Here is a 12,815-nt window from a genome sequence, read left to right as displayed (position 1 = left end):
CCGCGTCGGGCGGTACGCGCGTGACGCGGCTTCGGAAAATGCGCTACAGTTTCTGCCTCCGCCGCAAACCGCATTGTTGCCGGATTGTCGTCGATTCCGTTTTGAACGGAGCTGTCGAACATGTTGGGCCGGCTCGCGCCTTTTGCTACGCTTTTGCTGCAGTGCTTGCTGCGGTTCCGACGTCTGTCCTTCGCGTCCGTCCTTCAATCGAGTCGGTGATAACGCCTTTGTTCCCCGGATCTTCGTTCACCCGTTCCATGATCGCCCGCTTGTGTGCGGTGCGCATGGTGCGCATAGCGCGCTCGATGCGCGCATGGCGTATGCCTGCTCATAGCCTCGCCATGCTAACGGTCGCGCTGTGCATGACAGGCGCGCTCACGGCCTGCTCGCACGACGAAACGCCATGGCATCTGACCGACGTGACCGGCCATTTGCCCGACCTCCAGTTCTCGCTGACCGGCGACGACGGCAAGCCGGTCACCGGCGACTCGTTCAAAGGTCTGACGACGCTCGTCTACTTCGGATACACGCATTGCCCCGACGTGTGCCCGGAAACAATGGCCCGTTTGATGCAAGTGCTCGACAAGCTCGGCCCCGACGCGCAACAGGTGCGCATTCTGTTCGTGACCGTCGACCCGGCCCGCGATACGCCGCAAGCGCTGCACGACTATGTCGGTGCGTTCGATGCGCAGCATGCACGCGGCCTGACCGGCAGCGACGCGCAAATCGAATCGCTCGCACAACGCTATCGCGTCGCGTATCAGATGGAAAAGCGCGACCCGAACGGCAATTACGAAGTCACGCACAGTTCGGCCGTCTATATTTTCGATGCGCAAGGCCATGCGCGGCTGCTCGCCACGGATCAGGACACGCCTGATCAGATCGCACAGGATCTGCGCCGTATCATCGAGGCGCGCTCGTGATGCATTGCGTGGCGTATACCGTTCCCGTTTCTGTTCCTGTTCTCACGACGATCAACAAATATGAGACCACTGACCTCTTCGATGCATCGCATTAACTTCGCGCCGAAGCTGACGCAAACCGTCGCACTGTCGCTCGCGCTGATGTTCGCCGCCGGCACACCCGCTTATGCGGCCGGCGCCGCGCAGTCGATCGCGGTGAAGAACGCGTGGGTCCGCTGGCTGCCGAACAACCTGCCCGCCGCCGGTTACGTGACACTCGCGAACAATAGCGACAAGCCGATCGACCTCGTCGATATCTCGAGCGCCGACTATGGCAGCGCGATGCTGCATCAAACGGTGTCGAACGGCTCGACGCAGAAAATGGTGATGGTCGACAAGCTGACCGTGCCGCCGCATGGCGAAGCGCAAATCTCGCCGGGCGGATATCACGTGATGCTCGAAGATGCGAAGCACAAGATCGCGCCCGGCGACACCGTGCATCTGAAGCTGCATTTTTCGGACGGCGAGACCGTCGATACCGCGTTTCCCGTCAAATCTCCGGCGCAGACTAACTGACGTCTACGCCGGATAGCCCATCGCGCGCGACGATCTTCATGCGTCGCGCGCCGCATCGGGTGCTGTCAGGCCGAACGCATCCAGACGTGCGGGATGCCGTCTTCCTCGTGGACGTCCGAGACCGGCTCGAAACCATACGCGCCGTAAAACGCCTGCAAATGCGCCTGCGCATGCAGACGGATCGGCGTGCCCGGCCACTGCGCATCGATATGGCCCAACGTACGTTCAAGCATCGCCTTGCCCAGGCCGACGCCGCGAAAATCGGCCGTGGTCAACACGCGGCCGATGCGGATATCCGCTTCGTCAGCGTCTGGCAATAGCACGCGCAAATAGCCGGCGAGCCTCGCGCCCGTTGCATCGGAACCGTACGCGAGCAGATGCCACGCGTCGCGATCGAGTCCGTCGATATCACCATAAAGACAGTTCTGCTCCATGACGAAAACCGCGCTGCGCGCGGCGAGCATCTCGTAGACCTCGACGTTGGTCAGATCGTCGAAGGCTTTCCAGCGCCAGTCGAATGTCGGCGCCGGCTTTGTAGCGGGTTGTTGCGGATCGGACATGGTTGTCATCGAAAAAGGCATGTGGCAAAGGGCTCGCGGAATCGGGGATTATGCCGTGGCGACGCCGCGTTGTGATCGAGCACCCGCCCGCGGTATGTGCCGGTATCGACGCGCGATCTACCGGCGTTCGTCAAAGCCATGACCACGCGCGCTCACATAACCGTAGAACACGGCGACGAGCGCGACGACGGACAGGACTGCGGCACTTGCATGGCCGGTTTCCCAGCGCAATCGATAGGACGGCCAATCGAGCGGCAACGTCGCGGGCGTCCACGTTGCGACTGCGGCATTGACGGGCGCATTGAATATCCAGAACACCCCGAGCATGCCCGCATACGCACACGCAGCGAGCGCCGCAGCGCGTCTCTGCTCGCGTCCGGCCGATCTCGCACACGCGAGCGCAGTATTGATCAGCAGACCCATGATTTCAGTCGGCGCGCCCACCAACGGTCCCCAGCCGCGATACAGATGCTGTTGCACCGCGAGCCATAGCGGTGCGTCGAGCGCGAACTTGTTCGGCATCTCGAGTACGTGAGCGGCGGGCGCGAGCACCGCTAGCGCGGCAATCAGCAGGCTCAGATATCGCAGGAAGCGCATTTCGTTTCTTGCCGGATACGGTGACGCGAATGGCACGATGACAATCGTGCGCGAGACAGTCGAGCGGAACAAGGGGTCGAACGAAGGCGGCCACGGCGAAAAAAGCAAAGCCCTGACCAGTTCATTCTGGATCAGGGCTTTTCTTTTCTGGAGGCGCGAGCCGGAGTCGAACCGGCCTACACGGCTTTGCAGGCCGCTGCATAACCGCTTTGCTATCGCGCCGTAAGCGGACTGCGGAACCTGGACACGTTAGTCAATTCGCACATGCATGATGCACATGCAACGGTCCGCAGATGATGTGATTGGCCCACCGGCCTGCAGAACAACTGCTCTGAACAAAAAAGCACCAAACAAAAAGGGAAGCTTCGCTTCCCCTGCTTGCTTCCCTTTATTGCTGGAGCGGGAGACGAGTCTCGAACTCGCGACCTCAACCTTGGCAAGGTTGCGCTCTACCAACTGAGCTACTCCCGCGCGATCCTGCAAAACCGCTCAAACGAGCATCTTCGCAGTGTGTTGCTTTTGCACTGCTGCTGTTTTAGCACCTGAAGCGCCGCACGATTTCTGCCTTCAGAACGCCGCTTCGAATTCTGGAGCGGGAGACGAGTCTCGAACTCGCGACCTCAACCTTGGCAAGGTTGCGCTCTACCAACTGAGCTACTCCCGCATTGCATCTGCTGCTTTTTGCTTCCTGATTTTGCTTCCTGATTTTGCTTCTCTTCCAGCGCATCCAATTTCAGAACCGCCTGCACCGGAGAGACGAGATTATGTATAAAGCACTGAAACGTGTCAACCCTTTTTGCGGCGCGCCTGCTGCGAGCCTTACCGCGTCCCGAAACGGCTCATTCAGATTGCTTCGGGCCGCTCGCAAAGGCACATGCAAAGCCACGGACGAGACCGCACCTCAGACCGCGCCGCCGCGCTCGCGAATCTGCGGCCACGCGAGCTTCATGTAATAAAGCATCGACCAGATCGTGAGCACGGCGGCGAGATAAATGAGCCACACGCCCCACACGCGCGTGTCGAGCACGAATCCGCCTGGAAACGGCACGGGTGCATAAAGCAGCAGCATCGGAATCGCGACCATCTGGCACGCGGTCTTGAACTTGCCGAGCGAATTCACCGCGACGCTCTTCGATGCGCCGATCTGCGCCATCCACTCGCGCAGCGCCGAGATCGCGATTTCGCGGCCGACGATGACGAGCGCGATCGCCGCGTCGAGCCGCGCGAGCTGGACGAGCATGAGTAGCGCCGCCGTGACCATCAGCTTGTCGGCGACGGGATCCAGAAACGCGCCGAATGCCGACGTCTGGTTCCATTTGCGCGCGAGATAGCCGTCGAACCAGTCGGTCAGCGCCGCCAGAATGAAAATGACCATTGCCGCCAGATTGCGGTGCTCGGCACTCATCATGGTGTTAGGCAGGTAAAACACGCCCACGACAAGTGGAATGAGCACAATCCGCAGCCACGTCAGAAAGATCGGGAAATTGAACGGCATGGGCAGCGACAGGCTTCCGAAAAATGGAGTTGCAATTGTGCCGTCTCAATGAGACAGCTACAAGCCAACAAACATCAGGCGACGCGAAGTCCGGCGCACGCCGGCGCGCCGGCAGGCTCAATGCAGTTGCCGGTAAATCTGCTCGGCGAGCGCGCGCGAAATGCCTTCGACGCTCGCGAGGTCCTCGACGCTCGCGGCGACGACGCCGCGCAGGCCGCCAAAGCGCGCGAGCAGGCGCTGACGGCGTTTCGCGCCGACGCCTTCGAGCTCCTCGAGCCGCGATGTCTGCCGCGTCTTCGCGCGTTTCGCGCGCATGCCGGTGATCGCGAAGCGGTGCGCCTCGTCGCGGATCTGCGCGACGAGCATCAGCGCCGCGCTTTCCTTGCCGAGCTCGAGCGCCGTGCGGCCATCGGCGAATACGAGCGTTTCGAGGCCGACCTTGCGCCCCTCGCCTTTCGCCACGCCGACCAGCATGCCGAGATCGAGCCCCAGTTCGTTGAACACCTGGCGCGCGATTTCGACCTGCCCCTTGCCGCCGTCGATCAGCACGATATTCGGCAACGTGCCGCCCGCGGCGACGGGCTCGGCCGCATCGGGCGTGACGAGCGGGTCTGCGGCCGCTTCGGTTTGCAGGGTCACGGCTTCGTCGGCGGCATTCGCCGCGGCCTGCGCGACCATCTTCTCGTACCGGCGCGTCAGCACCTGGCGCATCGCCGCGTAGTCGTCGCCGGGCGTGATGCCGGCGATGTTGTAGCGCCGGTATTCGGACGACTGCATCTTGTGATGGTGATAAACGACACATGACGCCTGCGTCGCCTCGCCCATCGTATGGCTGATGTCGAAGCATTCGATACGCAGCTTCGCGAGGTCTTCGAATTCGAGGCCCAGTGTGTCGGCCAATGCGCGCGTGCGCGCCTGCTGCGAGCCCTGTTCGGACAACAGCCGCGCGAGCGCGAGGCGCGCGTTCTGCTCGGCCATCGCGAGCCACGCGCGCTTCTGGCCTTGCGGCTGGCGCAGCACGGCGACCTTGTGGCCGGCCTGTTCGGTGAGCAGATCGACGAGTTCGCGGTTCGCGGGTGCGTGGCTCACGACGAGCACCGGAGGGATGCGGTTGCCGAGATAGTGCTGCGCGATGAAGGCTTCGAGTACTTCGGATTCGATACCCGGCATGCTCGCGCGGGCGCGCGTCGTCGATGCCGATGTGCCGGCGGCGGCTGCAGTGACGGGCGTGATGTCGTCGTCGGCAGCGTCCGTCTCGTCCGTCTCGTCCGTTTCGTCTGTCTCGTCCGTCTCGTCCGTCCCGTTCGCATCGCTTGCCGCGGCTTCGTCCGCAATATCCGTATCGACGGCATCGATCGCGTTTGCTTCGTCCTGCGACCCATCTTCGTCCGATTCTGCCGATCGAAGCGCTTCGAGCACATCGAGCGCGTCGAGTGCGTCGCGGCCGGCTTCGGCAGCGACGAGGTCCGCCGTCATCGTCAATGCCGCGACCTCGTCCGCATCGTCGTCGCCCAGCCCGCCTTCGTCGACCGCCAGCGCACTCTCGACATGCGCCGGGAAATACGCCTTGTCGCCGAGATGCCGGCCGCCGCGCACCATCGCGAGGTTGACGCAGACGCGTCCGCCGAGCGCAACGACCGCGAGAATGTCGACGTCGTTGTCGCCACCGACCTCGATCGCCTGCTGATGCAACACCGTCGATAGCGAGCTCATCTGGTTACGCACCGCGGCGGCCTGTTCGAACTTCAGTTCGGCTGCGAACGCATGCATCTTCTGCTCGAGCTCGCTCATCACTTCCGACTGGCGGCCGAGCAGAAAGCGCGACGCATTCGATACGTCGCGCGCATAGTCCTCCTCGCCGATCGCCCCGACGCATGGCGCCGTGCAGCGGCCAATCTGATGCAGAAGGCACGGCCGCGTGCGATTGTTGAACACAGAGTCTTCGCAGGTGCGCAACTGGAACACGCGCTGCAGGATCTGGATGCTCTCGCGCACGGCCCACGCGCTCGGGAACGGTCCGAAGTACTGATTCTTCTTGTCCACCGCGCCACGGTAGTACGCCATGCGCGGAAACCGATGGCCAGTCAGCTTCAGATACGGATACGACTTGTCGTCGCGAAACAGAATGTTGTAGCGCGGCGCAAGCGCCTTGATCAGATTGTTCTCGAGCAGCAACGCTTCGGCTTCGGAGCGCGTCGCCGTCGTCTCGATGCGCGCGATGCGCGTGACCATCATCGCGATACGCGGCGACAGCAGCGTCTTCGTGAAATAGCTCGACACGCGCTTTTTCAGGTCGCGCGCCTTGCCGACGTACAGCACCGCGCCGCTCGCATCGTAATAGCGATACACGCCCGGCAGATGCGGCAATTGCGCGAGCACTTTTTTCGGCTCGAAGTCTTCTGGAGTGGCGGAAGCGTCGGAGTGGGCCATGCCGGATCGGACTGTATGCCGCGCGCGGGCGGTAATTGGACTTAGAATCGCCAGTTTAGAACATTCCGATCCTGTCGCGCCCGCGCGGTTCACGGGCCCCGCCGCCATGTCCGCCGCCGCTTCCGCTTCAGCTTCCGCTTCCCATCCGGCTTCGCATCCCGCTGGCCGTCCCGCCGCGCGCCGCGCTTCGCGAATGCCGCATGGTTCGCGCTCGCAACAACCGCCGCCATCGTCCGCGCACGGCGACACACAAGCGGCGCCCGCCGGCGCGCGAAACGCGACGGTCGCCTGCGATATCTTTTGCGCGGTCATCGACAACTTCGGCGATATTGGCGTCTGCTGGCGCCTCGCGCGCCAGCTTGCGGCCGAACACGGCTGGCAGGTACGCGTGTTCGTGGACGATCTGCGCGCGTTCCACGCGCTGTGCCCGGCCGTCGAGACGGACCGTGCGCGCCAGACGGTGCAGGGCATCGTCGTCGAGCACTGGCACGAGCCCGCGCATGCGGGCGATACGCTCGAAGTGGCCGATGTCGTGATCGAGGCGTTCGCGTGCGAACTGCCGCCGGTCTATGTCGCGGCGATGGCGCGCCGCGCGAGCGCACCGGTGTGGATCAACCTCGAGTATCTGAGCGCCGAGGATTGGGTCGCCGATTTCCATCTGCGGCCGTCGCCGCATCCGCGTTACCCGCTCGTGAAGACGTTTTTCTTTCCGGGCCTCGCGCCCGGCACCGGCGGCGTGCTCAAGGAACGCGATCTGGACGCGCAACGCGCCGCATTCGAAGCGTCCGAAACGACGCGCGCTCAATGGTGGCGCGAGACGGCCGGCACCCCGCCGCCTGCCGCCGGCGCGACCGTGATCTCGCTTTTCGCCTATGAAAATCCGGCCGTCGACGCGCTGCTCGAACAATGGCGCGACGCGCGCGCGCCGGTCGTGCTGCTCGTGCCCGAAGGCCGCATTTCGGGCGCGCTTGCGCGCTTCTTCGGTTTGCCGTCGTTCGCGGCGGGCACCCACGCGACGCGTGGCAGCCTCACCGCGCATGCGCTCGCGTTCACCGAGCAGCCCGGCTATGACCGTCTGTTGTGGGCAAGCGATTTGAATTTCGTGCGCGGCGAAGACTCATTCGTGCGTGCCCAATGGGCCGCGCGCCCTTTCGTCTGGCATATCTATCCCCAAGCCGACGACGCGCATCTGCCCAAGCTCGACGCCGCACTCGCGCACTATGTAGGCTCGGCGCCGCGCTGCGCCCCCGACGAGCAGATCCATGCGCTGCCGGCCGCCGCGCGCGATGCGTTGACGCGCTTCTGGCACGCGTGGAACGGCGTCGGCGCGGCCGACTGGGGTACGCTGTGGGCCGATTTCGCGCGTCACCTGCCGGCGCTGACGGCACGCGCCGAACAATGGGCGCGCGAACTCGCGCGCGCCGGCGATCTCGCCGGAAATCTGGCGGAATACGCAAAATCTCAGTTAAAATAAACGGTTAGCCAACGGCCCCCGCCGGCTTTACCTGTTTTTGCCGGTTTTTGCCTTGATAAAGCCCGGCTTGAATCCGTATCGAACTGTAGTAACCCGCATATTGAACCAGCGCATTAACCAAAGGCAGGCCAAACCGAGGCTGACCGAACCACGGCATGCCGCTGGGCAAGCAACGTGAAGCACAATATTTCGTACAGGACAGTTTTATGAAGATTGCTCAAGAACTCCGCACCGGCAACGTCGTGATGATCGGCAACGACGCAATGGTCGTGCAGAAGGCCGAATACAACAAGTCGGGCCGCAATGCCGCCGTCGTCAAGATGAAGTTCAAGAACCTGCTGACGGGCGCGGGCATGGAAACGGTCTACAAGGCCGACGACAAATTCGACGTCGTCGTGCTCGACCGCAAGGAAGTCACCTATTCGTATTTCGCCGACCCGATGTACGTGTTCATGGACGCCGATTACAACCAGTACGAAGTCGAAGCGGAAATGATGGGCGACGCGCTGAACTACCTCCAGGACGGCATGGCGTGCGAAGTCGTTTTCTACAACGACAAGGCGATTTCCGTCGAACTGCCGACCACGCTGGTCCGCGAGATCGTCTACACGGAGCCGGCGGTCAAGGGTGACACGTCGTCGGGCAAGGTGCTGAAGAATGCCAAGCTGAACACCGGCTTCGAACTGCAGGTGCCGCTCTTCTGCAATATCGGCGACAAGATCGAAATCGATACCCGCACGCACGAGTATCGCAGCCGCGCGTAAGTAAGGCGCAGGCTTCGTTCGAAGCTACGCTGCGCATCGTTCTCTTTCGCGAAAGCGCCCTTTTTGGGCGCTTTTTCTTTTTTCCGCGACCGTGTATGGTGGTGGAAATCTTTACCGGAAATTTATGCAAATTTGCACAGCTGACCGGGCTGACCCAACGTCGAACCATTGATTCTGCAGCATATTGTCGGTCTGGCACGTCCTCTGCTTAGGTACGAGCCAACCGCCCGGATTTCAGGGCGGTTCATTGAACAAGGGAGGTCTCAATGAACAATGACATCGCTGAAGGCAAGTGGAAGCAGATCATGGGTAAGGCGAAGACGGCCTGGGGTGAACTGACCGACGACGAACTGACGAAGGCCGAGGGCCGCGCCGATAAGCTGGCCGGCCTGATCCAGGAGCGTTACGGCAAAACCCGCGACGAGGCGGAACTCGAAGTGCGCCGCTTCTTCGATGCCAATCGCGAGCTGTAGTCGTCGAGTCAGTCGGCGAGTCGTAGTCGAGTCAGATGCCGGTTCATGCAGTAATCCGTGCGCGTAGCAGTAGGCGCACGTGGCCGCCCGAAAATAAGCAGCGAGTCGCGCGCCCGACCGGAACGCATGCCGGTTCATGTCCGGACGCCGCCCCCCGCTGCGCGGCCAGGCCAGCACCACGTCCGGCACCCACGGACGACCAGCATATAGCGCTCGGGTGGAACCTGTAGACGGACCGCCGGCGCAGCGAGACAAACGAGCCCCACAGACAGGGTTCATGAGCGTTACCGGAGGCAACAGGACCAGAACAGATAAGCGTCGAGACGCCGCGTCCGAAATTCGACTGACAGCACCAGCCCGATACCGTGCCCCGCATGCGTCCGGATAACCGGCGCAACGGGTTTCCGTCCCTTTGAAAAAATTGCGCTCGTTATGCCACATGCCCTGATTGTCGAAGACGATCCCAATAGCCTGTCCGGCCTCTCGGCGATCCTGGCCGCCGATGGCTTTTCGGTCGACACCGCTATCACGCTCGCAGAAGCCCGTGCCGCGTTGACGCGCTTTATCCCGGACGTCGTGCTCGTGGACCTGAATCTGCCCGACGGCAGCGGCCTTGATCTGCTGCAGCACCTGCCCGCGCAGCCGCCAGGCGGCGCGTTGCCTGTTATCGTGATGACCGGCAACGCGACGGTCGAGAGCGCGATCGAGGGATTGCGGCACGGCATCTGGGACTACCTGCTGAAGCCCGTTAATATTCCGCGCCTGCGCAGCCTGCTGGCGCGCATCCCGCGGCCGTACGAGCTGACCGAGGAAGTGCGGACGCTGCGCGCGAAACTGCGCCATATGGGTCGCTTCGGCCCGATGATCGGCCGCAGCGGCGCAATCCAGCATATCTATGACACGATCGAGCACGTCGCGCCGACCGAGGCCGCGGTGCTGATTTCCGGCGAAGCGGGCACCGGCAAGGAAGTCGCTGCGCGCACGCTGCACGAAATGAGCCGGCGTCGCAAGGGACCGTTTATCGTGTTCGACTGCCGCGCGGCGGCAGCCGTCGGCGGCGGACGGCCGCTCGACAGCCTGCTGTTCGGCCACGAGCGCGGCGCGTTCAGCGGTGCCGAACAGCGCGAGCCGGGCCTGTTCGAACAGGCGAGCGGCGGCACGCTGTTTATCGACGAAATCGCGCTGCTGCCGCGTCCGCAGCAGGAAGCGCTGCTGCGCGCGCTCGACTCGCAGACCTTTATGCGCGTCGGCGGCACGAACCAGGTCGTGACCGATTTCCGCCTGATCGCGTCGACGCGCAAGAATCCGCGCGCCGCGGTGTCGGACGGCTCGCTGCACGAAGACCTCGGCCTGCGTCTCGAAGCGGCGGCGCTGTCGCTGCCGCCGCTGCGCGAGCGCGGCGACGACCCCGCGCTTTTTGCCGAGGCGGTCGTCGACGAGTTGAATCGCGAAGCAAATGCACGTGGCGTCGCCGATGCGACGAAGCTTATTTCGCCCAATTTCCTGCGCGAGTGTCTCGCGTATGAATGGCCGGGCAATGTGCGCGAGTTGCAGGAGCGCGTGCGGCGCGCGTATCAGGCATCGGGCGATGTGATCGAAACGCTGCGCGCCGACGAAACGCACGGCATCGGCGGGCGCGATCTGAACGGCGGCCGCGTGCAGGTGACGGTCGGCACGCCGCTCGCCGATGTCGAAGAAATGCTGATTCGCGCGACGCTCGACGCGGTCGGCGGCACGCGCCATCGCGCAGCATCGCTGCTCGGGATCAGTCCGAAGACGCTGTACAACAAGCTGCAGCGGATGCGGTTGAACTGACCGGGGTCGGGGCTGACGGGGGTTGCAAACGCAGTGGGCAAGAACGAAGAAAGGCGCAAGCGGTCGAGCTTGCGCCTTTCTTTTTGTTCGGCCCCGCTTGGCCGCTCAGCGGGGCTCCGTGCGGTGTTTCATGCAATCTTTAACGCAGTGTTCACGCAAACGCGTCCCGTAACAGCGCCTGCGCACGCTGATACTCCGGCTCGTCGACGAGCCTGTCCCACGTCGACGCCTTGCCGCGCGGCCGCATGCGCCTGATACGCCGGCGCGATGCCTTCGATTGTTTGACGCGCAGCGCGTCGAGCACCTTTCCGGCTTCTTCCGGCTGATTGCAGATCAGCACCATGTCGCAGCCCGCTTCGAGCGCGGCGCTCGCGGCCTCGGTCAGCGTGCCGCCCTGGCGCGCGGCCTCCATCGACAGATCGTCGCTGAAGATCGCGCCCGTGAAGCCGAGCGCACCACGCAGGATGTCCTGCAGCCAGACGCGCGAAAAACCCGCCGGCTTCGAATCGACGAGCGGATAGATCACATGCGCGGGAATCACCGACGCGAGCGACATGCCGAGCCAGTCGTAGGGCGCGACGTCTTCGGCCAGGATCTCGTCCAGCTTGCGTTCGTCGACGGGTACCGCGACGTGCGAATCCGCCTGCGCAAAGCCATGCCCCGGGAAATGCTTGCCGCAGTTCGCCATGCCGGCAAGCGCGAGCCCGTGGTTGAGGCTCTTCGCGAGCATCGTCACGACGCGCGGGTCGCGATGAAACGCGCGGTCGCCGATGACCTGCGATTGCCCGTAGTTCAGGTCGAGCACCGGCGTGAAGCTCATATCGATGCCGCACGCGCGCAGTTCGGCCGCGAGGATATAGCCGACCGCGGTCGCGACCTTCGTCGCGTGCAGCACGTCGTCGTCCCACAGCGCGCCGAGCTTGCCCATCGACGGCAGCACCGTGAAGCCGTCGGCGCGAAAGCGCTGCACGCGGCCGCCCTCGTGATCGACGGCGATCAACAGGTCGTCGCGTACGTCGCGGATCGCATCGGTCAGCGCGACGAGCTGCGCGCGGCTTTCGAAGTGCCGCGCAAACAGGATCACGCCACCGGTCATCGGATGCGCGAGACGGCGCCTGTCGGCCGCGTTGAGCGTCTTGCCGACAACGTCGAGCATGACCGGTCCAGCAGAGATTTTCTTCATTGGGAGGAAACGGAAGGAACAGAACAAACAGAAGAAGCAGAAGAAGCGGACAAACGATGCAACGGCCGCGCGCTCGCCGGACTGCGCGCCGCGACGAACGCCGGACTACGCACCCGTCTGCGCACCGGTCTCGGCGCCGGTCTCCGCGATCACGAACGACACCGCATAGTCGCGTTCGTCGGACAGCGTCACGCGTGCGGTAATGCCGCGCTCGGCGAGCCAGTCGGCGAGTTCGCCCGAGGCCACGACATACGGCCTGCCGCCCTCTTCGTTGAGCGTTTGCAGCGCGCGCCATGTCATCGGCCAATGCATGCCGAGCCCGATCGCCTTCGAGAACGCTTCCTTCACCGAGAAGCGCGTGGCGAGAAACGCGAGGCCGCGCACCGCGGACCGCGCGTTGCGCGCGTGATAGACGCGCAGCTCGTCGGGGCCGAGCACTTTTTCCGCAAACCGGCCACCCGTGCGCTCCATCACCGCCGCCACGCGGCTCACCTGCACGACGTCGGTACCGATGCCATAGATCGCCATGGAGCCGCCCGCTTTTCG

12 protein-coding genes and 3 tRNA genes are annotated in these 12,815 nt (G+C 63.6%); 6 read left to right on the top strand and 9 right to left on the bottom strand.

Annotation, left to right across the window (positions count from 1 at the left end):
• Positions 1-341: 341 nt before the first annotated feature.
• Both QYH69_RS21170 and QYH69_RS21165 read left to right on the top strand, forming a co-directional pair.
• Positions 342-923 (top strand): SCO family protein, encoded by a 582-nt coding sequence (locus QYH69_RS21170; RefSeq protein WP_308833815.1) that lies wholly within the window; start codon positions 342-344, stop codon positions 921-923.
• Between the two features lie 141 nt (positions 924-1,064).
• Positions 1,065-1,478 (top strand): copper chaperone PCu(A)C, encoded by a 414-nt coding sequence (locus QYH69_RS21165; RefSeq protein ID WP_308833814.1) that lies wholly within the window; start codon positions 1,065-1,067, stop codon positions 1,476-1,478.
• Between the two features lie 65 nt (positions 1,479-1,543).
• Here the strand turns inward: QYH69_RS21165 and QYH69_RS21160 are convergent, their stop codons facing one another.
• The 7 genes from QYH69_RS21160 to uvrC all read right to left on the bottom strand — a co-directional run bounded on the left by QYH69_RS21160 (position 1,544) and on the right by uvrC (position 6,560).
• Positions 1,544-2,038 carry a GNAT family N-acetyltransferase gene (locus tag QYH69_RS21160; protein ID WP_308833747.1) on the bottom strand — a complete coding sequence of 165 codons (495 nt, stop codon included), beginning with the start codon at positions 2,036-2,038 and terminating at the stop codon, positions 1,544-1,546.
• Positions 2,039-2,155: 117 nt separating this feature from the next.
• Positions 2,156-2,671, bottom strand: coding sequence for a hypothetical protein (locus tag QYH69_RS21155; protein ID WP_308833746.1), 516 nt, complete (start codon positions 2,669-2,671; stop codon positions 2,156-2,158).
• Positions 2,672-2,783: 112 nt separating this feature from the next.
• Positions 2,784-2,857 (bottom strand) — tRNA-Cys (locus tag QYH69_RS21150).
• 173 nt (positions 2,858-3,030) lie between these two features.
• Positions 3,031-3,106: transfer RNA gene (locus QYH69_RS21145), tRNA-Gly, on the bottom strand.
• Between the two features lie 117 nt (positions 3,107-3,223).
• Positions 3,224-3,299 (bottom strand) — tRNA-Gly (locus QYH69_RS21140).
• A 237-nt stretch (positions 3,300-3,536) separates the two neighbouring features.
• Positions 3,537-4,130, bottom strand: a complete 594-nt coding sequence (gene pgsA / locus QYH69_RS21135) for a CDP-diacylglycerol--glycerol-3-phosphate 3-phosphatidyltransferase (protein ID WP_308833745.1) — start codon at positions 4,128-4,130, stop codon at positions 3,537-3,539.
• Positions 4,131-4,247: 117 nt separating this feature from the next.
• A complete protein-coding gene (gene uvrC / locus QYH69_RS21130) occupies positions 4,248-6,560 on the bottom strand; it encodes an excinuclease ABC subunit UvrC (protein ID WP_308833744.1) in 2,313 nt (770 codons plus the stop codon).
• A gap of 193 nt (positions 6,561-6,753) precedes the next feature.
• Between uvrC and earP the strand changes: the two genes are divergently transcribed.
• The 4 genes from earP to QYH69_RS21110 all read left to right on the top strand — a co-directional run bounded on the left by earP (position 6,754) and on the right by QYH69_RS21110 (position 11,086).
• Positions 6,754-8,034: an elongation factor P maturation arginine rhamnosyltransferase EarP gene (gene earP, locus QYH69_RS21125; protein ID WP_308833743.1), complete on the top strand. Its 1,281-nt coding sequence runs from the start codon at positions 6,754-6,756 to the stop codon at positions 8,032-8,034.
• 206 nt (positions 8,035-8,240) lie between these two features.
• A complete protein-coding gene (gene efp / locus QYH69_RS21120; RefSeq protein ID WP_075157731.1) occupies positions 8,241-8,798 on the top strand; it encodes an elongation factor P in 558 nt (185 codons plus the stop codon).
• A 266-nt stretch (positions 8,799-9,064) separates the two neighbouring features.
• Complete coding sequence (locus QYH69_RS21115) at positions 9,065-9,271, top strand: CsbD family protein (protein ID WP_075157732.1); 207 nt, start codon at positions 9,065-9,067, stop codon at positions 9,269-9,271.
• Between the two features lie 432 nt (positions 9,272-9,703).
• Positions 9,704-11,086 (top strand): sigma-54 dependent transcriptional regulator, encoded by a 1,383-nt coding sequence (locus tag QYH69_RS21110; protein ID WP_308833742.1) that lies wholly within the window; start codon positions 9,704-9,706, stop codon positions 11,084-11,086.
• A 151-nt stretch (positions 11,087-11,237) separates the two neighbouring features.
• On the opposite strand, the gene nagZ is transcribed toward QYH69_RS21110, so the two are convergent.
• Both nagZ and acpS read right to left on the bottom strand, forming a co-directional pair.
• Positions 11,238-12,242 (bottom strand): beta-N-acetylhexosaminidase, encoded by a 1,005-nt coding sequence (nagZ, locus tag QYH69_RS21105; RefSeq protein WP_374992466.1) that lies wholly within the window; start codon positions 12,240-12,242, stop codon positions 11,238-11,240.
• A 132-nt stretch (positions 12,243-12,374) separates the two neighbouring features.
• Entirely contained in the window at positions 12,375-12,797 is a 423-nt protein-coding gene (gene acpS, locus QYH69_RS21100; protein ID WP_308833740.1) for a holo-ACP synthase, read from the bottom strand.
• Positions 12,798-12,815 lie beyond the last annotated feature (18 nt).

Source organism: Paraburkholderia sp. SARCC-3016 (genome assembly GCF_031119615.1).
GTDB lineage: Bacteria > Pseudomonadota > Gammaproteobacteria > Burkholderiales > Burkholderiaceae > Paraburkholderia.
This window is presented reverse-complemented; position numbering and strand designations above follow the sequence as displayed.